20 protein-coding genes are annotated in these 24,770 nt (G+C 38.6%); 6 read left to right on the forward strand and 14 right to left on the reverse strand.

Annotation, left to right across the window (positions count from 1 at the left end; genetic code table 11):
- Positions 1–25: 25 nt before the first annotated feature.
- From dnaG to gyrA, 7 genes are all read right to left on the reverse strand, one after another.
- Positions 26–1,810: a DNA primase gene (dnaG, locus tag DNK85_RS03635; RefSeq protein WP_119328220.1), complete on the reverse strand. Its 1,785-nt coding sequence runs from the start codon at positions 1,808–1,810 to the stop codon at positions 26–28.
- A gap of 9 nt (positions 1,811–1,819) precedes the next feature.
- Positions 1,820–2,266: a GatB/YqeY domain-containing protein gene (locus DNK85_RS03640; protein ID WP_119328221.1), complete on the reverse strand. Its 447-nt coding sequence runs from the start codon at positions 2,264–2,266 to the stop codon at positions 1,820–1,822.
- Positions 2,267–2,395: 129 nt separating this feature from the next.
- The gene (gene rpsU / locus DNK85_RS03645) at positions 2,396–2,608 is read right to left on the reverse strand and encodes a 30S ribosomal protein S21 (RefSeq protein WP_117002909.1); all 213 of its coding nucleotides are present in this window, start codon (positions 2,606–2,608) and stop codon (positions 2,396–2,398) included.
- 154 nt (positions 2,609–2,762) lie between these two features.
- Positions 2,763–3,302: an OmpH/Skp family outer membrane protein gene (locus DNK85_RS03650; protein ID WP_119328222.1), complete on the reverse strand. Its 540-nt coding sequence runs from the start codon at positions 3,300–3,302 to the stop codon at positions 2,763–2,765.
- 62 nt (positions 3,303–3,364) lie between these two features.
- Entirely contained in the window at positions 3,365–5,761 is a 2,397-nt protein-coding gene (bamA, locus tag DNK85_RS03655; RefSeq protein WP_162896508.1) for an outer membrane protein assembly factor BamA, read from the reverse strand.
- A 30-nt stretch (positions 5,762–5,791) separates the two neighbouring features.
- On the reverse strand, positions 5,792–6,970 hold the full coding sequence (ispC, locus tag DNK85_RS03660) for a 1-deoxy-D-xylulose-5-phosphate reductoisomerase (protein WP_119328224.1): 1,179 nt from the start codon (positions 6,968–6,970) through the stop codon (positions 5,792–5,794).
- Positions 6,971–6,973: 3 nt separating this feature from the next.
- Positions 6,974–9,625 carry a DNA gyrase subunit A gene (gene gyrA, locus DNK85_RS03665; protein WP_119328225.1) on the reverse strand — a complete coding sequence of 884 codons (2,652 nt, stop codon included), beginning with the start codon at positions 9,623–9,625 and terminating at the stop codon, positions 6,974–6,976.
- A gap of 363 nt (positions 9,626–9,988) precedes the next feature.
- Here gyrA and DNK85_RS03670 point away from each other — a divergent pair, with 363 nt between their 5' ends.
- The 6 genes from DNK85_RS03670 to DNK85_RS03695 all read left to right on the forward strand — a co-directional run bounded on the left by DNK85_RS03670 (position 9,989) and on the right by DNK85_RS03695 (position 18,708).
- Positions 9,989–11,263 carry an MFS transporter gene (locus tag DNK85_RS03670; RefSeq protein WP_119328226.1) on the forward strand — a complete coding sequence of 425 codons (1,275 nt, stop codon included), beginning with the start codon at positions 9,989–9,991 and terminating at the stop codon, positions 11,261–11,263.
- A gap of 118 nt (positions 11,264–11,381) precedes the next feature.
- Complete coding sequence (locus DNK85_RS03675) at positions 11,382–12,572, forward strand: MFS transporter (RefSeq protein WP_119328227.1); 1,191 nt, start codon at positions 11,382–11,384, stop codon at positions 12,570–12,572.
- Between the two features lie 162 nt (positions 12,573–12,734).
- Positions 12,735–14,012: a histidine--tRNA ligase gene (hisS, locus tag DNK85_RS03680; protein ID WP_119328228.1), complete on the forward strand. Its 1,278-nt coding sequence runs from the start codon at positions 12,735–12,737 to the stop codon at positions 14,010–14,012.
- Positions 14,009–14,467 carry a YaiI/YqxD family protein gene (locus DNK85_RS03685; protein ID WP_119328229.1) on the forward strand — a complete coding sequence of 153 codons (459 nt, stop codon included), beginning with the start codon at positions 14,009–14,011 and terminating at the stop codon, positions 14,465–14,467. Before hisS ends, DNK85_RS03685 begins: the two co-directional genes overlap by 4 nt.
- Before the next feature lie 111 nt (positions 14,468–14,578).
- A complete protein-coding gene (locus tag DNK85_RS03690; protein ID WP_119328230.1) occupies positions 14,579–17,956 on the forward strand; it encodes a DEAD/DEAH box helicase in 3,378 nt (1,125 codons plus the stop codon).
- Between the two features lie 89 nt (positions 17,957–18,045).
- Complete coding sequence (locus DNK85_RS03695) at positions 18,046–18,708, forward strand: hypothetical protein (RefSeq protein ID WP_119328231.1); 663 nt, start codon at positions 18,046–18,048, stop codon at positions 18,706–18,708.
- Between the two features lies 1 nt (position 18,709).
- Here DNK85_RS03695 and DNK85_RS03700 read toward each other — a convergent pair whose 3' ends face one another.
- The 7 genes from DNK85_RS03700 to glsA all read right to left on the reverse strand — a co-directional run bounded on the left by DNK85_RS03700 (position 18,710) and on the right by glsA (position 24,649).
- Positions 18,710–19,627, reverse strand: a complete 918-nt coding sequence (locus tag DNK85_RS03700) for a S49 family peptidase (RefSeq protein ID WP_119328232.1) — start codon at positions 19,625–19,627, stop codon at positions 18,710–18,712.
- A gap of 79 nt (positions 19,628–19,706) precedes the next feature.
- Positions 19,707–21,485, reverse strand: a complete 1,779-nt coding sequence (aspS, locus tag DNK85_RS03705) for an aspartate--tRNA ligase (RefSeq protein WP_119328233.1) — start codon at positions 21,483–21,485, stop codon at positions 19,707–19,709.
- A 127-nt stretch (positions 21,486–21,612) separates the two neighbouring features.
- Positions 21,613–22,149, reverse strand: a complete 537-nt coding sequence (locus DNK85_RS03710; RefSeq protein ID WP_119328234.1) for a DUF924 family protein — start codon at positions 22,147–22,149, stop codon at positions 21,613–21,615.
- A gap of 212 nt (positions 22,150–22,361) precedes the next feature.
- Entirely contained in the window at positions 22,362–22,838 is a 477-nt protein-coding gene (gene rimI, locus DNK85_RS03715) for a ribosomal protein S18-alanine N-acetyltransferase (protein WP_119328235.1), read from the reverse strand.
- Positions 22,810–23,223, reverse strand: a complete 414-nt coding sequence (locus tag DNK85_RS03720; RefSeq protein WP_162896509.1) for a hypothetical protein — start codon at positions 23,221–23,223, stop codon at positions 22,810–22,812. Before DNK85_RS03720 ends, rimI begins: the two co-directional genes overlap by 29 nt.
- A gap of 5 nt (positions 23,224–23,228) precedes the next feature.
- Entirely contained in the window at positions 23,229–23,549 is a 321-nt protein-coding gene (locus tag DNK85_RS03725; RefSeq protein ID WP_119328237.1) for a DUF4404 family protein, read from the reverse strand.
- 110 nt (positions 23,550–23,659) lie between these two features.
- Complete coding sequence (glsA, locus tag DNK85_RS03730) at positions 23,660–24,649, reverse strand: glutaminase A (RefSeq protein WP_119328238.1); 990 nt, start codon at positions 24,647–24,649, stop codon at positions 23,660–23,662.
- Between the last annotated feature and the right edge of the window lie 121 nt (positions 24,650–24,770).

Below are 24,770 nucleotides of genomic sequence, written 5' to 3' on the forward strand. Positions count from 1 at the left end.
ATTTAACAACATAAATCAAGTGTAGCTATATTTTTTCTACTTTGTATAAAATTGCTTGCATTCTTTGTTTTTCTGCCGCTGTTAAGATAGATGTTTTTGCTTTTAATATCAGGTGTTCTAATTCGTTTTGACATGCCTGCTTCATTATCTTATCTAACATCGCCATTAACTCATCAATAAGTTGCACTGCATCAAGCTCACTCTGCGCTTGCAATAGCTGATAAAAATACACCTTAAATTGCGGGTATTTTTCAACAAGCATTTGCACGAGCACAGCAGAAGACAGCCTGTCATTTTGCCTGATTATGTTCAAAGCATCAAGCAAAATAAAATGCTGCTCTGTGACACACTCAAATTCTATCGCAGGTTGCATTATTAATGCATTATGCACCTGCGACGGCATACTTAATAAATATGCCAACGCTTTCTCAACCAAACTTAACTTCGTAACATTTAATTGCCAGCGCTTTAGCTGCACATAGTTCTCACCTCGTTTTACATCATGTACTTTCTGTTTCATCATCCGTTGCAACTGCAATGAAGAAACATCTACTGCTTTCGCTAATTGCTCAATAATCATTAGCGTATATGCACTTTCAGGAATCTCTTTAAGTACGCGTCTAGCCTCTTCAATTAATTGAGCAAGACTATCGGCACTACTTAAATCATATTTGCCGAGTAAAGTTTGAATAAAAAAATCTGCAGCACTTAAGGCTTGAGTTAACGCATTTTTAAAACCATCTAGTCCTATCGTTTTGATATATGAATCCGGATCATGTGCATTGGGTAACAATAGAAAACGTGCCTTTTTGTGCGCATCAAGCACAGGAAGTACCATTTCAAACGCCCTTAAGGCAGCATTTTGCCCTGCTGTATCACCATCAAAACACAATATAATCTCTGACGTATGGCGAAATAATATTTTAAGATGTGATGCTGATAGAGCAGTACCCAAAGTAGCTACTGCTGTGGTATAACCATGTTGATATAAGCCAATGACATCCATATAACCTTCAACCACCATAATGTGTTTAGGGCTTTTATGCTGCTCTTTAAGTTCATATAGACCATATAATTCATGACTTTTAAAAAACACTGGCGTTTCAGGTGAGTTAAGATATTTAGGATTAGCATCCTTGTTTGGCAACACACGTCCGCCAAAACCAACCACTAAGCCTTTGCGATTACGTATTGGAAACATCAAGCGCTCACGAAAGCGATCATATGCTCCCCCTTTATCTTTACGAATCACTAAACCCGCCTGATCCAAGACCTCTAATGAAAACTGCTTTTTTAGCACATCATACAATGCCTGCCATTGGTTAGGTGCGTAACCAATTTGAAAATATTTCGCTGTTTTTGCTTCTATTCCACGCAATTTGATATACTCAACGACCTCATCTTTATCACCATCAAAACGTAAGCACCATTGAAAATATTTATTCGCCGCTTGCAAGGCAGCATATATTGACTGTGTCAGTTTATCTTTAGATTTATCTTTACTATTGTTATCATACGGCACATCCAACCGTTGCATGAAAGCAAGTTCTTCAACTGCCTCAATAAAGCTCAAACTATTATGTTCAGCAATAAAATCAATCACATCACCCGAAGCATGGCAGCCAAAGCAGTGATAAAGTTGCTTATCTGGACTCACTGAAAATGATGGTGTTTTTTCATTGTGAAACGGGCAACATGCCATGAAGTTTTTGCCCGTTTTTTTGAGCGTGACATATTTTGAAATCACCTCAACGATATCCGTCGATGCGACAATTTGACGGATAAAATCAGCGGGAATATTCCCCTTCATGATAGATTTTTACGATAATTGAGATTTAATCATTGAACCGACTTTGCCCATATCAGCGCGGCCATTAAGTTCTGCTTTTATTGCGCTCATAATCTTACCCATATCTTTTACAGAAGAAGCACCAACCTCTAAAATCGCACGCTGGATAATTTCAATAATCTCATCTTCTGATAACGGTTTTGGCAAGTAAACTTGTAAAATTTCAATTTCATCAAGCTCTTTTTGTGCAAGCTCTTCTCTGCCGGCACGTTTGAACTGCTCTGCAGAGTCTTTGCGCTGCTTGATCATCTTTGTCAGGATACTGATCACATCATCCTCAGTTACCTCAACACGTTCGTCAACCTCTTTTTGTTTAAACGCCGCCAACGCCATACGAATCGTTGCTAAACGGTTTTTATCTTTATTTTTCATCGAGGCTTTCATATCTTCAACAAGACGTGCGCGTATTTCAGACATTTGTTAAATCCTAACAGTTGTATTTACTAAATTAACTTATATAAAGTTTTTTCATTGGTATAAATGCAACAGCCAACTACACTGTTAAAGCATAGTTGGCTGACTGTTTATTGCAATCTTTTTTAGTTCCTAGCGGCGAGCTGCTGCTGGAGTTGAACGCATAGATTGCTTCATTGAACGCTTAACTGCTGCTGCTTTTTTGCGCTTGCGCTCCCATGTTGGCTTCTCATAAAACTCTCTACGACGAAGCTCAGAAACGATTCCCGCTTTTTCACAACTACGCTTAAAACGTCGCAATGCAACATCAAACGGTTCCGTTTCTCTTACACGTACTGCTGGCATGCATCTCACCTCACTTAAATGCCATCTAAATTATCTGTTAAATCTTTATCTAATTTATAGCGTTCTTATACATTTCATGAAATGACTACAAAAAACCTAAAATCAAATGCGCGCTAAGTCTACAAACTTTTCTTTTAAAAGGCAAAGAGTTTCTCTACTTTTTATCCTTTTTAGGTGTATCCTGCTTTTTCATTTGTGCAACGACTTGATCAGTTACATCTACTTTTAGGTCAGGGGCGACATATGCGACCGCTTGAGAACTTAGGATTAAACTGTATTTACCTTTTTTAGCAACAGACTCTACAGCAGTATTAAAGCTTGCTTGGAAATCCTGTGCAATTTTTTGCTCTTGCTGCATCTCACTTTGCCTAAAAGCCACTGCTTGTTGCTTGAACTTATCCTGCTCATCAGTTAACGCTTTTTGTTGCTTATCTAAATCAGACTTTGTCAATGTTGGTGCATTGGTTTGCAAAGTCTGCATTTTTTCCATCAAGCCTTGTTGCTGCTTTTGTAGCTCGTCAGCTTTTGGCTTTAACTTCGCTTGTAACGCATGAATGCTTTCTTCACCCTGCGGCACCGTCTGATAAATTTCAACAGGATTGACTAAACCAATTTTTAAGCTACTTGCATCTGTAGCAAAAGCAGCACTAGCTACCGTCATTGATGCCAAACTAATCATTGCTAATTTTTTCATATTTGCTCCTTACATTTAACTAAGTTTAGAATCGTAATCATACTTCACATCAACTTAAAGGATTAAAACGTCTGCCCCAGAGTAAACTGGAAAATTTGCGTTGAATCCCCTGGCTTGACATTTAAACCTTTTGCCAAGCTAAATGCCATGGCGCCTAATGGTGACAACCATTGGAATTCCACACCCACCGAATAACGTAAGTTTGAGAAAGTTGGTGATTTTGGTGATGCTGGCGTGTTCCATAATACAGGCTGACCATTTTTATACTGAATGGTATATGTATCATAGACATTACCCGCATCAAAGAACATGCCCAAACGCATATTATGACTGTCTTTTAGACCTGGAATTGGGAATAAGATATCCACATTAGTGTATACATTTAAGTTACCACCAATTGCATTGCCTTGTTCGGCGGTTCCACCATTTGGGGTATAGGTATCAGAAGGCCCCATACCTCCTTGGGAAAAACCGCGGACTGAGCCCCAACCACCACCATAAAAGTTTTGGAAAAATGGTAAGTATTCAGTTTTACCATAACCATTACCATAACCTACTCCACCTTTAACAGAAAGTATCACATCACCGATAATCGGATGGAAAAAGCCCGCAGAACCTGTGACTTTATACCACTGCAAATCACTAATTCCCGGCACAGACACAGTACCATTTAAACCTAAGGTCGAGCCTTCTGTTGGGAAGAATGCACGATTTGTTGAATTATGATTCCAACCTAAGTTGATGGTAAAGGTATTAAATGAGTTTTCACCACCATTTTGATCATTAACAAACCAATCCAAAATGCTCGATTTACCGCCACCAGGTTGCAATACCTGGGTGTGATCAACACCACCACCAAGACTAATTGAATCAAAGGCTGAGGTAGGAATACTATAGCCTAAATTAGCACCATACTGATTTAAACGATAGCTTGCAATCGATGTATTATTATAATCGGTACGCGATAAATACGTACTGATTGTTTGACTAATGCCTGATTGCGTAAAATATGGATCAGTATACGACATATTTAAGCTTTGATAGACGCTTGACAAATTAGCGCCAATTGAGAACTGATTACCAGTTCCTTGAATATTTGGTAATGATAAGTTACCTCCAATCATAAAGTTATAAAGTTGTGAATAACCAATACTACCACTGATTGTATTAGCACTTCTTTCTTTAATATTGTAATCCATGTTAACCAAATCATCTGAACCAGGAACTGGGACTTTTTTAACCGTTACATCTTGAACAAATGGCATTCTTTGCAGTTTAATCTTTGATTGATCAATCATTGACTGATTGTAAACACCAGATTCAAAGTACTGCATCTGACGACGATAGACGTAATCATTGGTGACGTTATTACCCAAGAAATTAATCCGATTAATATAAACTTTTTTACCTGGATCAATATAAAACGTCAGTGCCACAGTCTTATTATCTTTATTCACATTAGGTACAGGATTGACATTAGCAAAGGCATAGCCCTTATTTCCTAAGGCTTGAGTAATTGCTTTAGCACTATCAAGTACTTTTTGACGTGAGAATGTGTCGCCGGCTTTAAAATTGATCAGTTTTTCAAGATCGGCTTTTGGAATAACAAATTTACCTTCTAATGATACCTTAGATACTTTGTATATCTCACCTTCACTAACATCAAATGCGATAAATGCATTTTCTTTATTCGGTGAAAGTGAAGCTTGTTGTGATGTCACTTTAAAATCCAAATAGCCATTATTCATATAGTAATTACTTAGATCTTCAGTAGAAGACTGCATATTGCTTGGCGAATAATCTGCCTTTGAGGTAAACAGTCCCCACAAGTTCCAAATCGAAGGTGTTTTAAAAGTGATATTATCAATCAACTCGCTTTGTGAAAACGCTTTATTGCCAATGACATTAATGCGTCTGACTGTTGCGGTTTTGCCCTCGGCAATATTAATTTTTATAGCAACACGATTGCGTGCTTCTTTGATCTCTTGTATATCAACCGTCGTTGAGTAATACCCCATCAGCGCATATTGCATTAAAAGCGACTGCTTAACTTGAAATAAAATCTCAGGATTAGCAATATTACCGACATCAAGCCCCGCTTCGCGTAAGACTTTCTTCATATCATCGTTTTTGATCTTATCATTACCATCAAAATCAACCGCGCTAATCGCTGGACGCTCTGCCAATTGCACAATCAAGGTATTGCCATCTTGATATAGCTGCACATTTTTAAAAAAGCCACTGCTATAAAGCGATTTAATTGCCTTATTTGTTTCTGCCGCATCCACCGTTTCCCCTGTGTAAATACCTAAATCATTTAGTACAGTTTCTTTTGAGATACGCTCTAAACCTTCAACTTTTATATTTTTGGCAACAAAGCTATTTTGTGCATAGGTGCCAGCAAAAGGTATAGCCCCTAAGAGCGTGAGTAACAGTGTTTTTTTCAATGACAAGCTCAAGCTAATCTTCCTTCATTTTAATTATTTTATTCAATCTTTATCTGCATTTAAAATTACTGAAACATGCATACGTGCCTTTAAATCAATCGCTATGACATCATCAATGGTTTCAGGTTTATCAAATTTCAATTCTTGCAAAACGCGTTCAATATACTTGATTATTTCCAAATATTGTATTTTTTCCGCCAAAAAAGCCTCGACAAGCACTTCATTGGCAGCGTTTAACACAATTGTTGCCGCATAATCTTGGCGTTTTAGCATATCATATACCAACGGAATAACCGCAAAACGCTGACCATCTAACGCATTGAAGCTCAGTGGCTTAGCTGCAAAATCAAGTTTTGGCACATTAACCTTATGCCTTTGTGGATAATACATTGCATAAGCAATCGGTGTTTTCATATCTGGTGAGCCCATCTGTGCGATAAAACTGCCATCATGATATTCAACCATTGAATGCACGATGCTTTGCGGATGAATCAACACTTCAATTTTCTCACTTGGCACCTGAAACAGCCAATAAGCTTCAATCACTTCTAGCGCTTTATTCATCATCGTTGATGAATCCACCGATATCTTGCGCCCCATCTGCCAGTTTGGATGTGCACATGCTTCATCCGGTGTGATGTCTTTAAGCTCACCCAAAGACTTTTCTCGAAAAGGTCCACCTGAAGCCGTCAGAATAACTCTAGAGACCCCCTGTTGATCATAGTACTTATGTTGATCGGGTAGACATTGAAAAATAGCATTATGCTCACTATCCACAGGTAAAATCATTGCACTGGATTGTTGCGCTGCACGCATAAAAATCTCGCCCGCGGTTACCAGCGCTTCTTTATTTGCTAAAAGAATGGTTTTGCCTTTGTTCACTGCAGCTAAAGTTGGTTGAAGCCCAGCAATACCAACAATAGCTGCCATAACCATATCTACCATGTCAGCACTTGCCACCGAAATAAGCGCCTCTTTGCCATATAGTACTGCCGTCTGACTATTCGAGGCTTTAAGATTATTGCTAAGCTCATTTGCTAAGTGCTCATCAGCAACCACAGCATAACGCGGTGTAAATTCGAGACATTGTTGATATAACAGTGTGATATTACGATGCGCAGTCAATGCATAAACTTGAAAATCAGTACGATTATCGCGAATGATCTCTAGCGTGTTAACTCCAATTGACCCTGTCGCCCCCAAAATTGTTATGACCTTCACGGATTACTCCAGTTTACTGTCATCTTCGTTATTCTGCTTATTTTCATCCAATACATTATCATCTATTGACAAATCATTTGTTTGACTCGCTGGCATATCATCATCCAAATCTTCTTCTGAATCATCTTCACCTACAACCTGTACCGAGACGAGCTTTTCATCGGATTTTAAGTTAATCAACTTAACGCCTTGCGCTGAACGACCTGTCTCACGCACCTCTGAGACACGTGTTCTAATCAAAACGCCTTGATCAGTCATTAACATAATATCATCAGCATCTTCAACTAGACCCGCTGCAACCACCCGACCATTGCGATCTGATGTCGAGATCGAAATAACACCTTGCGAGCCGCGCGCAGTCTTACGATATTCGGCAACTGGTGTGCGTTTACCATAGCCATTTTCAGTTGCTGTTAACACAACACCTTGATCCGGATCAGTAACAATCACACCAACGATACATTGGTCTTCTTGAATGCGCATTCCACGAACACCACGCGCTGTTCTACCCATTGCGCGCACGTCTTCTTCATTAAAACGAATGGCTTTACCAGCATCTGAAAACATCATAATCTCTTGTTGGCCATTGGTTAAATGCACATGCAATAACTCATCTCCCTCATCAAGTGTCAAGGCATAAATACCTCCCTTGCGTGGGCGTGAGAATGCTGTTAAATCAACTTTTTTAACTGTGGCTTGCTTGGTTGCCATAAAGACATTCCAACCTTCTGTATATTCAGAGATCGCAAGCATTGCAGTAATGCGTTCACCTTGTTCAAGTGGCAAGACATTGTTGATCGGTTTACCTTTTGCCGCACGCCCTGCTTGTGGAAATTCATAGACTTTACTCCAGTAGATTTTACCAGCACTTGAGAAACACAACATCGTGTCATGTGTCGAAGCAATTTGCAGTTTATAAACAAAGTCTTCTGATTTCATTTGTGTCGAAGATTTACCACGCCCACCGCGCTTTTGTGCATTATAATCTTTTAATGGCTGTGCTTTAACATAACCATCATATGAAAGTGTGACCACCATAGACTCTTCGGTAATAAGATCTTCATAACCTAAATCAAGTTGAGAGGCGATAATTTCTGAGCGCCGTGCATCGCCAAACTGTGCTTTAACCTCTTGAAGTTCTTCACAGATTACCTCCAGCAAACGCTTAATATCTTTTAAAATCGCAATTAGCTCTTCAATCCGTACAAGTAGTGCTTTAAACTCATCGAGAATCTTATCTTGCTCCAGACCTGTCAAGCGATGCAAGCGAAGCTCTAAAATTGCATCAACCTGCGCCTGCGATAGAAAGTATTCATCGTTGTGTAGACCATAATGTGACGCTAAACCATCAATGCGATAAAGCCCTTGATCAACCCCTTCAAGCATTTGCGCGACAAGCTTACCAGACCATGAACGGGCTAATAATGCTTCCTTGGCTTCAGCAGGTGTTTTAGACGCTTTAATCAAAGCAATCATTTCATCGATATTGGATAAAGCAATTGCCAAACCTTCCAAAATATGCGCCCGTTCGCGGGCTTTGCGCAATTCAAAAATAGTGCGTCGTGTTACCACTTCTTTACGATGTCGAATAAACGCTTCAATCACTTCTTTTAAATTTAACAGTTTCGGCTGATTGTCAACCAAGGCAACCATATTGACACCGAAGCTTAACTGCATTTGTGTTTGCGCATATAGATTATTTAACAGCACTTCAGGCACTTCACCACGTTTGACATCGATGACGATACGCATACCATCTTTATCCGACTCATCACGCAACTCAGAAATACCTTCGATTTTTTTGTCTTTAACCAACTCAGCAATTTTCTCAATCAACCGCGCTTTATTGACCTGATACGGAATTTCAGTAACGATAATCTGCTCACGATCAGTTTTCTTATCGGTTTCAATTGATGCTTTGGCGCGCATAATAACGCGACCACGCCCTGTTTTATAGGCATCAACAATACCCGCGCGACCATTAATATAAGCACCTGTTGGAAAATCAGGTCCTGGAATATATTCCATCAATTCTTCAATGCTCAAATCAGGATTTTCAATGAGTGCAATCACGCCATCAATCACTTCATTTAAATTGTGTGGTGGAATATTTGTTGCCATCCCCACCGCAATGCCCGATGAGCCATTGACCAATAGATTGGGGATGCGCGTTGGTAGCACATCTGGAATCATCTCGGTTTCATCATAGTTTGGCGAGAAGTTAACTGTTTCTTTATCGATATCGATTAGTAGTGAATGTGCCATCTTTGACATACGCACTTCGGTATAACGCATTGCCGCAGGTGAGTCGCCATCAACCGAACCGAAGTTACCCTGACCATCAACAAGCATATAACGCAGTGAAAACGGCTGCGCCATACGCACAATCGTATCATAAACTGCCGTGTCACCATGCGGATGATATTTACCAATAACATCACCGACAACACGCGCTGATTTCTTATAGGGCTTATTAAAATCATTCCCCAATTCTTTCATTGCAAAAAGAACACGTCGATGCACAGGCTTTAAACCATCACGCACATCAGGAAGCGCACGCCCGACAATGACGCTCATCGCATAATCAAGATATGATTGTTTTAACTCTTGCTCGATATTAACCGGAAAAACTTCATTGGCAAATTGTGTTGTCATAAAGATATAAACGCTTTAAATATTCTAAAAACTGGCGCAAATTATACCATAGTCACCAAAGCACAGAAATAAGATTCTCTAGCATATAATGCATAAACTCATTAATAGCAGTTTGATATCTTACTGCAACTATGCCAGCAAAACATGCTTTGGTTCTTTGTCAATTGCTTTGAGTAACCTCTTAGCTGCTACTGTCTTTTTAAATCCTTGCGCCCAATTTCTTAAATTAAGTGGCTCTTCTGGCCTAGCAATTTCCTGAATTTGACAAACTACTTTCAATAATGTTAGGGTAAAAACAACGATCAATCACTATGGAGATGTTATTTTATCTTGAGGAATGCTCCTCAAAATTTAATATTAGTTATGTTTTATAAAACACTAAGATTATTGAAGATTTCACTGGGTAATGTTATCGAATGGTATGATTTCAGTTTGTATGGGTATTTTGCAGTAGCAATAGCAGCAACGTTTTTTCCTAGCTCAAGTCCTGTTATTTCACTGTTAGCGACTTTTGCAGTGTTTGGTGCTGGTTTCTTAGCTCGACCTGTAGGCGCTTTTGTTTTTGGGCATTTAGGCGATAAAGTTGGTCGTCATTACGCAATGAATCTTTCTATTGCTATGATGGGATTGGCAACAATAGGAATGGCGTTTTTACCAGGGGTGTCAACAATAGGTGTTATGGCACCTGTATTATTGGTTTTACTCAGGATGTTGCAAGGCTTATCCGCTGGCGGTCAATTTGGCAATCTATTAACAATTACGACTGAAGACGATGACTATCGCTTAAAAGGTTTAAATATAGGTATTGCATACTCAGTATCCGTGATCGGATTCCTGCTGGCGGCTTTTGTTAGTGTCACTGTTGTTAAGCTAATTCCTCATTCATTATCGGATTATGCTTGGCGAATTCCCTTTTTAATAAGTGCTGTTCTTCTCATAGCTCAGGTCTTTCTAAAAGAGCGAGATGTAGATCAAGACACTATAGGTAACAAAGACAAAGTTAAAATTTCTCCTATTAAAACAGTTTTGGCCAACCACAGAAGAAGCCTTATTTGCGTCATTATACTTTCAGCTGTTGCGGCCTCTTTATTTTACATTTTGGCTACTTATCTTGTTACTTATATGACACAACACATCGGATTAACACAAGCTGCGGCTTTAAGCATTAATAGTTTAGCACTTGGTTTAATATGCATTATGGTTCCCCTGTCGGGACTTTTTTCTGACTATTGGGGAAGGAAAAAGTCACTCAACGCATGTCTTATGTTATTGATGGTATTATCAGTACCAGCAATGCTATTATTCAACTCAGAAAATTATATGCTTATTATTGCAGCTACCGTTTTAATAACAGCACTTGTATCTTTGCTTCAAGGAGTTGCAACACCTTTATATTCTGAACTTTTCCCAAAAAACGTACGAGCTTCCGGCTGTTCAATTGCTTACGGCATAGGAGTTTCAATCTCTGGATTTGCACCAATGTTTGCAGATATATTCGTTAACCTGTCACCATCATATGGCTTAATTTACTTTATTTATACTTTGGTTATTATTGGTGTGATAACTACTTTTTACCTACCACATAACAAAGTCAGACATATAGAGTATATGAGAGTACGCTCATTATTAACAGCTTAGTTAGGCTTAAGACAAACTTCACAAGCACCTTGTATATTACAACCTAAGCTTGGTTTAAATGATATAAAACACTTCAAAGGCAGTATATACTAGCAAAAAACACTGCCTAAAAACTGACATGAAGCCCGAAAAATACGTTTACTTTTTTGCTATTTTCCTCGTTGGCGTGTATGTATGCGCCTATGATATGTATATCTCAGCACTCCCCTTGCTACAAAATGACTTTGCAGTGAATATTGGGCAAAGCCAATTAACATTAACCTTATTTGTCATTGCCGGTGCCATTTTTGCAATACCTGCTGGGCTTATCAGTGATCGTTTTGGGCGCAAAAAAACGCTGATACTTTATTGTTTAATCGTCATTATTGGCAGTATTATTTGCTTGTTATCGCAGCATATTTTTGTCTTTTATATCGGGCGCATCTTACAAGGTATTGGCGCATCGGGCTTATATATTATCGCTGTTGCTTTGCCCAAGGATATACTAAGCGACAACACCTATGTTAAGACATGGCAAAGTTTGACTCTTTTATTCTATTTAGCGCCCTCAATAGCTGGTTTTATCGGTGGCTACATTGTCTATTACGGTGGTTGGGAGTGGGTTTTTAATGGTGTTGTCTTAGTCACACTATTAACCCTTATCTTGGTAGCCATCTACTTTAAAGAAATCCCGACGACCATCACTGAAATCAAGACCTCAAGTCGCAAGAAATTCTTTAGCATCGTTAGCAACACGCAGTTTTTAAGCTACTGCTATATCACTTCTATCGCATGGGCTGGCATGTCGGTTTTTTATATCTGTACGCCTTATATCGTGATTACAACACTTGGATTTAATACCATTGTTTATGGTTGGTTATCTTTTTTACTGATCTTCTTTGGTGCCTTAGCACGCTTCATCAATATTCGTTGGCTTAATGGGCTCATCAGTTATGAGCAAAGCGCTTATGCTTTCTCTTTTGTTGCGGTACTAAGTGGCATATTGTTCATCAGCGCCTATTTTTTCCCAGCACATTATGCTATTTACTTCATTGGTCTTAGTGCGATTTTATTTGGTTTTTCCTCAGCACTTGTTAGCGTTAATACATCAACTATGGCATTTTTGCTCATTGATAAAAATCACAGTGCTGTCGCTTCGTCAATCTATGGGCTTACTATTGACCTAATTGTCGCATTATCCCTTGTATTTGCAAATTTAATGCATGCCAACCTGATTCTCTTAGGCACCATGATTGCAGTGTTTTATTTAATTGCCATTATATTACTAATCAAATATAAAGAACCAGCAACTGCCAAAATTCGCGTTTAACGATTCATATCCAACTTTTGGATATGAACAACGCATACTCACTTTCATCTTAACAAGCATCGATTAATGCAACTATTTAGCCATACGCAATTCTTTCCATCTAAAGATAATTTACATACAATACGTCTACTTCTTTAAGTTAATGAATACGGAATCATCTTAATGTCTAAAATCCAAGCCGTGCGTGGCATGAATGATATTTTACCACGTGATATTTATAAATGGCATTTTTTTGAAAGTGCCATAAAACAAACTTTACACAATTATGGTTACCAAGAGATTCGCCTGCCCATCATTGAAAAAAGTGAGTTATTCCATCGTGGCGTTGGTGCAGGCACGGATATTGTTGAAAAAGAGACGTATGATTTTAGCGATCGCAATAATGAAGCGCTTACCTTAAGACCTGAAGGGACAGCCGGTTGCGTTCGTGCGATGATTGAGCATGGACTTTTACGCAATCAAATCCAAAAGGTTTGGTACACAGGTGCGATGTTTCGTTACGAGCGCCCTCAAAAAGGGAGATATCGTCAGTTTTATCAACTGGGTGTTGAGGTGTATGGCAACAATCACATTGCCCAAGATGCAGAAGTTCTAAGCCTATCATGGCAATTATGGCAAGCCTTGGGACTTAACACGCATGTCACACTTGAGCTTAATAACTTAGGCAGCACACAAAACCGCTCTAATTATGTCAAGGCATTAGTTAATTATCTGACACCACTTAAAGATCAATTAGATGAAGATTCACAGCGTAGATTAGGCAAAAACCCACTACGCATTCTTGACAGTAAGAATGAAAATACCCAGCAACTTTTGGATAATGCGCCGGATCTGCATGATTTTATTGACGAAGAGATTAAGCAAGACTTTAACACACTCATTAATTATCTAAGTGCATTGAATATTCCCTATAGAGTCAACACACGTCTAGTACGTGGCATCGATTACTACTGCAATACCGTATTTGAATGGGTTACAGATAAATTAGGCGCTCAAGGCACCATTTGCGCCGGTGGGCGTTATGACTCACTGGTCAGTGACTTACAAGGCCCTGAAACACCTGCTGTTGGTTTTGCTATGGGTATTGAACGCATTATTTTACTCCTAGAGACACTTCAACTTATTCCTGAATCAACACAACAGGCGAATATTTATGTGATTAGTGACGAGTTATCTATCTTTAAAGCCATGCCAATCATTGAAAAATTACGCAAGTCATTGCCTCATTTAACTCTTGAACAAAACACCTCATTAGGCAGCTTTAAATCACAATTTAAAAAAGCGGATAAGTCAGGAGCTGCATTAGCATTAGTCATTGCCGAAGATGAGATAAACAATAATACCTGTGTGGTTAAATTCTTACGTGAAGATAAGGAGCAAGTAGTTATCCAGCAGGCTCAGTTAGTCGACTATATTCAGAATTATTTTGTCCTAGTATGATTATTTATATCGATGCCGATGCTTGTCCTAAGGCAGTCAAAGAAGTGCTTTATAAAGCAGCGCACCAACGCAAGGTTATGTGCATTTTCGTTGCTAATCAGCCGCTGACACACCCGCCATCGCCTTTTATCAAAATGCGCTGTGTCGACAAAGGCTTTGATGTTGCTGATAACTATATTGCTCATAAGGTTGAAACATGTGATCTAGTGATTACTGCAGATATTCCGCTAGCCAAAGAAGTTACTGATCGCGATGCAATGGTAATTACACCTCATGGCAAGCAATATACCAAAGCAAATATTTCACAAACTTATGCCATGCGTAATTTTTTCACTGAACTGCGTGACGCCGGATTAGTTGAGACAAAAACCAAGGCATTCTCAAATAGCAATATCAATGCCTTTGCCAATGCTTTAGATCAGCTCTTGACTAAACGCGGGTTTATCAAACAATGAATTTATACGATATTCCTAAACACAAAGTATAGTTATTGCCAAAAACTTGTTTGTCTTAGTACTTTTGCCTCAGGTATACTGGTGCAATTTATTTTCTTTTGACAAAAATTTATGCGCTTATCTTCAAGCATCTTACCTAAAAGCATTACCGAAGACTTTACTAAGGCAACCATTTCGCGTGGACATGCCTATTGTAATCAATACTCGATCAAATCATTGCAAGCAACATCCGATGATGGCATTAATTTTGTCATTAAGAGCGAGGTTTTTGGCTCTGGCAAGGAAGCTTATTCACAGAGTATTTTTGTTGATGTGAACCCACAAGCAAAAACACTTTCAAGCGTTCTTGATGCTGAGTGCTCATGCCCTGTTAGCTACTTTTGTAAGCATATTTATGCTGTACTGTTTATCTTTAATAAATCATTAGCTGAGCGTTTAAAAGAGCCCGATGCACTTACTCCAGTTGCAGCAACAAAATCTCTTAGCGCGCAACCAACAAAAAAAACTAAAGTCCCCGCATCTAACTTCGACAAAACCGCCTTTGAGCGTCAATTTCATGACAATATACGCCTTGAGAAAAGCACACTATTATCTCAGGGAAAAGCACCCTCTAATTTGGTGATTGTCTACCAACTTGTCGCTTTTAAAGAGAATCAACAACTTTCTTATAAAATAGAAGCAAGCTATGTGCGCATTTTAAAAAGTGGCGCAGGCTACGGTAAACCGCAAAGTACTAATCTTGGCAATATTGTTACCGGTTATGCTAAATATCCCGATTGCGCTGATATCAAAGACCTTGAAATATTTAAATACCTACAAACGCAGGTTAATCGTTACGTAGTACATTTACCGAGCTTAACGGGAGAATATGGCGCACATTTCTTAAAACTGCTAATTGCAACTGAGCGCTTTTTTATTGGCGACATCATCATGGGTAAACATTGTACCTTGGCACCAAATGTAAAGCTTGATATTGATTGGAGTGAGGTGAATGGCAAATTTCGTTTTAATGCACAAATTAACGGTAAAACAAATGCCAAAATCATTCCAACAACACCGGCCTTTTACATTGATGGCAATAAAATGGGACAGATCATAAGTGACATTCCAGGCAATCAGTTACTGCTGTTAAATACACTTAAGGATATCTCTAAAGATGACATGTCATTTGTGCGCTATACGATTGAGAAGTCAACACTTGCTAAACAGATAAAATTCCCCAGTGAAGTCAAAAAACTTAAAACCGAAAAGATTACCCCTAAGGCAATTGCGCATTTTAGTAAGGGCTCATCGATTGATTGGCCACATTATGGTTTCTTTGCTGAGGTCAGCTTCGAATATGATGGCACACGCTTTGAGCCACATGAAAGCGACACTCACATTATTGAACATAATGGTCGCTTGATTGAAAAAGACTTAAAATTTGAAAAAGCTAAACTTGAAACACTAGCTGCTTTTGGTTTTGATAAATCAAGGCGTGCTTACTTTGGCTATGGCAATCAAACGCAAAAGCCTTTTGGTGAGAGCTATATTCTAAATGCTAATCCTTATTTTTCACCTGAAGATCAATGGGAGACTTTTTATCTTGAAGATCTTGAAGACTTTAAACGATTAGGCTGGCAGGTTGAGTTTGATGATGACTTTGCACATCACTATATTGTTGCTGATAATATTGACATTGGCATCGAAGAAGGAGCGCAAAATGATTGGTTTAACGTGCATCTTAATGTCAATCACAACGGCAATACCATCGATCTGCAGCCATTAATCATGCAATACCTACAAAAAGGGCTCAACAAAGAAGAGCATGACCTTGTTGCCATTGTCGATAAAAATCACCGTTTAAAAATTGATTACAGCATTATTGAACCGGTAATTAACTCATTGTTTGAATTAAATGATGAACGTGGTGACACCTTAAAATTCTCAAAATACCAGATTGGTGCTTTGATGAGTCTTGAGGAACAGCTTGGCAAAAGTGGTGCTATTGATTACAGTAAGGCCAATGCTTTAAAGCGTTTTGTCGACTCACTTAAAGACACTACAAACTTACCTCTATTAAATACACCAAAGGCAGTCCAAGCCACCTTACGCGACTATCAGCGCTATGGGGTTAGCTGGATGGATTTCCTATCCAAACATGGAATGGCCGGCTTATTGGCTGATGATATGGGGCTTGGCAAAACCCTGCAAACACTTACCTGGATTCAGTTACAACACGACAATGATAAAGATTTTGGCACAAGTTTAATCATTGCCCCCACTTCAGTTGTTGGCAATTGGATCAGAGAAGCTGAGAAATTCACGCCAAAACTCAAGATTTTACTATTACATGGCTCCGAGCGTATTACGCATTACGATACATTACTTAACTACGACATTGTCGTGACTAGCTACCCGTTAGTCTTAAAGGATGAAAAAATTCATCGTAGCAACAACTATAGCGCACTTATTTTAGATGAGGCACAGACGATTAAAAATGCTAAAACCAAGCAAGCGCAAAGCATCTTTACCCTTTCTGCTAAATATCGCTTTTGCTTAACTGGTACACCACTTGAAAATCATCTAGGTGAGCTGTGGTCACAGTTTAACTTCTTAATGCCCGGTTTTTTGGGCAATGATAGTCAGTTTCGCAAACACTTTAAGAACCCTATCGAGAAACATCAAGATACCGACCGTTTAAATGTCTTAAAGAGTCGTATCTCGCCCTTTATGCTTCGGCGAACTAAAGCCTTAGTTGCTAAAGATTTGCCTGAAAAAACTGAATCAATTGAGATTATTGAATTACCCAACACTCAAAAACAATTATATGAAAGTGTACGCATGACGATGGAAAAAAAGGTACGCGAACTATTGAAAAAGCAAGGCCTTGCCAAGAGTCACATTCATATTCTTGATGCACTTCTAAAACTACGCCAATCCTGCTGTCATCCACAATTAGTGAAACTAGATAGTGCTAAAAAAGTGCATGAATCAGCTAAGCTTGATTATTTATTAGAGATGCTTACTGAGCTTGCTGCCGAAAATCGTAAGGTACTGGTATTCTCACAATTTGTTGAGATGCTTGACTTAATTGCACTTGAACTAAGCAAACATAAGATTCAATATGTGCAACTGACCGGACAAACCAAAAATCGCCAAAAACTCATTGATGATTTCAGCGAAAAATCTGATATCAGTGTCTTTTTAATCAGTTTAAAAGCCGGGGGCACGGGGCTCAACCTTGTCGCAGCTGACACTGTTATCCATTTTGACCCATGGTGGAATCCAGCAGTTGAAGCGCAAGCAACTGACCGTGCCTATCGTATTGGTCAAGATAAACCTGTTACCGTATACAAACTCATTGCAAAGGATAGTGTTGAAGAAAAAATTCTTAAACTTCAGCAGAAAAAAGCAGATCTTGCCAGTGGACTGTATAACAAAGACGGACAAACTGATTTCAAACTCAGTGAAAATGATCTATTAAACTTATTTGAGCCAATTATTTAAAACGCTAATACCCCTATAATATTTTTAGCTTTGTCTTTTTTTAAGTGATCTCATACACTGCCAGATATCAAAACAATCTGGATAAATACATGAAAAAGTTAACTCTATTTTTAAGCACAATGTTATGTATAAGCCTTGCCAAAGCCGAACATAAAGCTGGCGAAGAAGTTTGTGACATGCATGCTTTTTCACGTTACCAAGCTAATGTACTTATTCATAAAAACTTAAACTTTGACAAATCGCCTAGGATTACACTTGGCAACCCAGATGCACGTCAAGTCATTACGCAATTCTGTGATTACTCAAAAGTTGCCTGTTTAGAAAATATAAACTCGCTACTAACACTTACAAACAATAAAGACATCAAAATAAACATCTACCCCATTAGCACAACACAAAACCCTGAGGCATCACATTATTTGGCTTTCACTTACACTGTGGGCGGGGTGGAGCTCATGCAACAATTTTTGTATGAGCTCCATAGTTTGATTAAATCAGACAAGGTTATTGATCAAAATGCCTTGTCTGATTTAATGACCAATTTAAATATTAATGAAACAATTGACCTTAAAGAGATGGTTGATCAAGAGATTAAAGATAATAATGTTCTAGCAAAAGCCGCAGGTGTAACTCACTCACCAAGTGTCTATGTTTATCAACAAAATCCAACTGAAGTAAGTCAAATTTATTTTTCTGAATATAAAAATGTGCCGGAGTACATTATCAAACGTGCACTTGGTTATTTGGCATAGCCTATTGCAGCTTCAAGCCACTGGCTTCAGCCGCTTGATACATGACTTCAGTTCCTAGTTTTTGGCTAATCTGATCAAAAACACTCAGTGGCTTGGTAAAATTAACCACTTTCATGTGATTAAATTTCTCACGTTGCAAACTATCAACTGACGCAAACCCATCAATAAGCCCGTAATTTTTCGCCTGAATACCTGAAAATGGCATGCCTGAGAATATTTTATCTTCTTGTTTTTTATCAAGTCGATCACCACGCCCTGCTTTAACCGCATCAATAAATACTTGATGTGTTTCAGTAAGCATTGCTTCCATTTCCGATACTTGCGAGGCACTTTGCGGCTCAAATGGATCTAAAAACCCTTTGTCTTTGCCCGCTGTGTATAATCTACGTTCAACGCCAATTTTCTTTAATAAATCAACGAAACCAAAGCCTCCTGCTCTAACACCAATCGAGCCGGTAATCGTCATTTTGTTGGCATAAATATCTTTAGCACCCGATGCAATATAATAGCCACCTGAAGCACAAATATCGACACACACGGCATATAATGGAATCTTTGGATATTTATTTTGCAAATAACGCATATGCGCGTAAATGTCATCCGATTGCACTGGAGAGCCGCCTGGACTATTGATCTGTACGATCACAGCTTTGGTATTTTTATTTCTATATGCTGCATCTAAGCTATCATTAATCCGCATTGCATTGGCATTGCTATCATCGGCAATCACACCATCGATCTTGACTAAAGCAATATGATTTTCATTGTTAATTGGCTTACTGCTAAAACTTTTAATCAAAAGCCCAATGATGATAATGGCAACGATTAACCAGCAAAAGCGCCAAAATATACGCCAACGACGTGCGCGACGTTGCTCGAGAATATAGGCATCGGCGATGCGCTGTAAATGTTCAGACATATTGTTTCCTTGTTTGTTTATAAAAATATACCAAAGCTACCACGGGGCTCATGGTAGATGACTTGATAAAAAAATACACTTAGTTTACTTTCTCAGTGATAACTGTTCTAATCGCAAGCTCTTGCAATTGCTCATTAGCAACTGCTGTAGGGGCTTCTGTCATCAAGCAACTGGCTGTTTGCGTCTTAGGAAAAGCAATCACATCACGAATATTTGTTGTCTGAGTGATCAACATCGTTAAGCGATCTAAGCCAAAAGCAATGCCACCATGAATCGGAGCGCCATACTGTAAAGCATCCAATAAAAAGCTAAACTTCTCTTTGGCTTCTTCTTCGTTAATTCCTAATAATTCAAATACCGTTTGCTGCATTTTTTGATCATGAATACGAATCGAACCACCACCGACTTCATAACCATTGATGACCATGTCATAGGCGCGAGATAGGGCTTTTTCTGGATGCGCTTTAAGCTCATTAACGTGATCAACTTTTGGCGCAGTAAACGGATGATGTAGCGCATATAACCTGCCATCTGCCTCTTCAAACATCGGGAAATCAACGACCCATAACGGCGCCCATGTTTTGGTGTGTAGCTTCAAATCTTCACCAATTTTAACGCGTAGCGCCCCCATAGAATCATTAACAATATTCGCTTTGCCCGCACCAAAGAAAATAATATCACCATCTTTGGCATTTGTTGCTTCAAGAACTTGTGTCAACGCCTCATCTGAGAGATTTTTGACAATTGGTGATTGCAACCCTTCTTTGCCTTTTGCCATCTCATTAACCTTGATATATGCTAAACCTTTAGCACCATAAATACCCACAAACTTGGTATAATCATCAAGCATTTTGCGTGTCAATAGTGCGTTGCCATTCGCTAGGCGCATAGCAATCACACGCGATTTTTCATCATTGGCAGGTGCTGAAAACACCTTAAACTCTTCATTCTGCATAATGTGTTTAACATCAACAAAGTGCAGTGGAATACGCAAATCAGGCTTATCTGAACCATATTTAGACATTGCTTTTGCATAGCTAATCACTGGAAATTGTGATGGGAAATCTGCATCTGCTGTTTCTTTAAATAAACCACGAATCATATCTTCCATCAAGTGCATTAATGTGCTTTCATCGATAAATGATGCCTCGATATCAATCTGAGTAAATTCAGGTTGTCTATCAGCACGCAAATCTTCATCACGAAAACATTTAACAATTTGATAATAACGATCAAAGCCTGAGACCATCAGCAGCTGTTTAAACAACTGTGGAGATTGCGGTAATGCATAAAATTTACCGTGATGATTTCTGCTTGGCACGAGATAGTCACGCGCACCTTCCGGTGTTGCCTTAGTTAAAAATGGGGTTTCAATATCCAAAAATCCGTGCGCATTTAAATATTGACGTACAAATTGTGAAATATGCGCACGCTGAATCAAACGATTTTGAATCTCAGGTCGTCTTAGATCGATATAACGATATTTCAAACGCACATCTTCACCAACATGTTGATGCTCATCTAATTGAAATGGGATAGTCTTAGCGCGATTAATAAGCTCCAAACTTTGCCCAATAATCTCAATTTTACCACTGGCTAAATTATTATTTTCCTGGCCATGAGGACGAAGTTTAACAAGGCCTTTGGCTTTGATTACATATTCATGGCGCACATGATCTGCCTGTTCAAAAACAGCTGCATTTTCTGGTTCATAGACCAATTGCACAAGCCCCGTACGATCACGAACATCTAAGAAAATCACTCCACCATGGTCACGACGGCGGTGCACCCATCCACATATTTCAACAGTTTTATCTACCAGAGACTCATTTACTTCTGAGCTATAATGACTACGCATTTTTTATCCTTTTACCCTTAAACCACAAATACTACATTTTAAAAGACATATCGACCGATAAGCATATACAAATATGCAACAGATCACAATTATTGAGATTGAGAGTTTTGCAAATTTATGTTTTAAATTAAAAACCGGCATGCTCGAGCAAAAACGCCTTCTCCTCATCGCCAGAGATTCGACCTAATTGCGCATTGCGATGAGGATAACGTCCAAAGCGGTCAATAATCGCTTTATGCGCTATTTCATACTCTAAATTGCTACTATTGCCTAACTCAGTATAAAGTGCCAACGCCTGTTGATGGACAAGCTTTGATTCGCTATGCATATAGGGCAAATATGCAAATGAACGCTCACTATCACTTAATGTTTGATCCAACTTCAATAGCACCAACTCTTGTGCTAACACTAAAGCCAATGAATCATAAGCAAAGGCCTCTTTTGTATTTCTAAAAATATTGCGCGAGAATTGATCTAACACAATAATCTCTGCCAAACGCCCCTGTGCTGTTTCGCGCCATGCAAACAACTCACCACGAGATGCTGCTTTGTGAACTGCCAAAAATCGATCTTTAATGCTTTGATCTAATGCATCACTCTTTGCAAACCAGTCTTTTGCAGTTAGCTCTTTAAACCAAAAGTCTAAAACCTCTTGATAGTTCATACAATGCCCTCCTAAATTTGTTAATTTCTGAGGCTACACACTTTTTCTATTTCAACACCCCACATCGCAAGCTTAAGCACTCCCCTTGGAAAGAGAGGAATTAAGATCACCGTCGCCCAATTCCGCTCTTTTCAAGAGGGGTGGCAGCTGTAAGCTGACGGGGTGTTTATAAAATCATAGCCTTTTCTAAAGTGCATAACACCAGTTAATTTTTAAAAATAATGCGTTGAGTGTTTGACTTGTAAAGTCGCTTGCAGCACCAAAGCATCCTCATACTTATTACCTAACCGATAATAGTTCTTACGTATTGAGATCTCTTCAAAGCCGTATTTTCTATAGATGCTTATTGCAGGGATATTGGTAACTCTAACCTCTAAAAACAACTTCTCGATCTGCTTATAGGATAAATGATTCATTAGATAAGCTAATAACTTTTGCCCAAATCCTTGATGCTGATAGGATCTTGCCACTGAAAAATTGAGAATTTCTGCTTCATCAAAAATAACTGAAATTACAGCAAAAGCGATCAAATGCTGATTCAGATCAAACAACCCCCAGGCTTCTGTATGTGCAGATAAAATGCTGTCTTTCATCTGTGATGCTGACCATGGGTATTCAAATACCTCACGCTCAATATCCATCATTTGTGGTAAATGGCTTTCACCTAATGGCAAAATCTGATATTGCATAAAGATTCATCATGGTTTGTTTTTTTACTTCTGCACGATTGAGCTCATCAAGCTTAAGTGCATAGCACTTATCATGCAAACTTTGATCTAATAAGGTTTCTAGCGTCAAGTTTTCATCATAGAGAATTATCGCACTTGAGGCTATATTTTTTTCTGTTTGTGTTTGATCTTTTTCAACAAAGCATACCACAAACTGTGAAAACATCGCATTTATAAACGCTGTCGCATGACTTTTTTGCGCTAAAGACGACAAAATCACACTGAGTTTATTAGCATGTGCTTGATTTGCTGATGAACTTCCCTCATTATAGGTATTATTTTTAGCATACCAACGCGTAATGGCCAAATGTTTCAGTATTGCATTTTGGCGCTCATTTTCAGTCATGCACATTAGATCCCAATACTTGATAGTAAATTACAGATAGAGCGCAAGGTATGTGTAAGCTTGGGATGACTTACTTCATACTCAATAATCGCCTGTTCAAGATCGCTAAAATCAGACTCTTTAGGATCTTGCAATTTACTCATTTCTACCTTTTTTTTGGTCAAAGTAGCAATCTCAAGTGCTTGTACTTTTTCACTCTCTGGCAACGATTCCAGCTCAGTTTGCAGTTGATCTAACAACTCAGACATACGTTTAGTATCATCAAAATTTAATTTATTTGTGTCTTTAAGAATTTCTTTAATTTTAGCTATCGTATCTTGTGGCATATCTTGCTCCTGGCGGCCGTTAGTTGGTTTATTCTAGGTGTTAAGTAACAGTTTGACAATTAGGGATTGGAGAAAATACACCTAGCTACTATAGGTTTAATCGATAATGCTTAGTTTACTGAGAATAAGTTAATTTTGTTTTGACAGCGCAAAATGCTGTCGTAATTATGAATACTATAACGCTCAACAAGGCGTTTACATACCTCTATTGCTTTAAATGAATTACCATGTTTATCCAATCGTGGCGAGTAAATCGCAATACCCATTAAATCGGGAACAACGACATAAATCCCGCCTGAAACCCCACTTTTAGCAGGCAGTCCAATCGAAAATGCCCATTCACCAGAGTAATCATACATGCCACATGAATACATTAATGATAAACAATTTTTGACCGTCTCTGGTTTAAAGACTTCTTGCTTATTTACAGCACAGCTGCCGGCATTAGCAAAGCTTGCTGCAATAGCGGCTAAAATCTCACTATTAAGCTCAATGGAACAAGCCTGAAAATATAAATTCAATGTGCGGTGCAGATCCGTATTTTTTGGGAAAGCTTTATGTTCACGCATAAAATAACCCAATGCATAATTGCGATCTGCTGTTTCTTTTTCCGAGTTATACACCGCATTATTAAAGGTGATCTTTTGGCTATCTGCCAATTTACAAAGTGCTTGCATAATATGATTAAAACGATCAGCTGGATTTGATTTACGCTTAATCATTGAGCACGACATAATTGCGCCTGCATTAATCATTGGATTATGTGGCAAGCCTTCATCATTTAATGTTAGCTCATTAAAGTTCTTACCACTTGGCTCACGCCCAATATGCTTATGCACATGACTCAATCCATTTTCTTCTAATGACAATGCATATAGCACAGGTTTCACCATTGATTGCATGCAAAAGCGTGACTTAAAATCACCAACACTAAATTTTTTGCCATCAACCGTACACACGGAAATAGCAAACTGATCGGGATCAACTTTTTTAAGCTCAGGAATATAGCTGGCAACTTTTCCCCGCTGGTTAGACTGCAAACTTGTGTGGATATCACTCAGATAAGCGCAGAACTCTTGGAATTTTTCATCAGAAATCATTATTGTAATTTTGTTTTATAGTCAATGGAAATACAACTTATTCTATACTTATCGCCAAGTATTTTACAGGTTTTATTGCTTGATACTTCCTATAAATTCAATCACAACTACATATACCCAT

It is taken from the genome of Cysteiniphilum halobium, assembly GCF_003574425.1.
Lineage (GTDB): Bacteria > Pseudomonadota > Gammaproteobacteria > Francisellales > Francisellaceae > Caedibacter > Caedibacter halobius.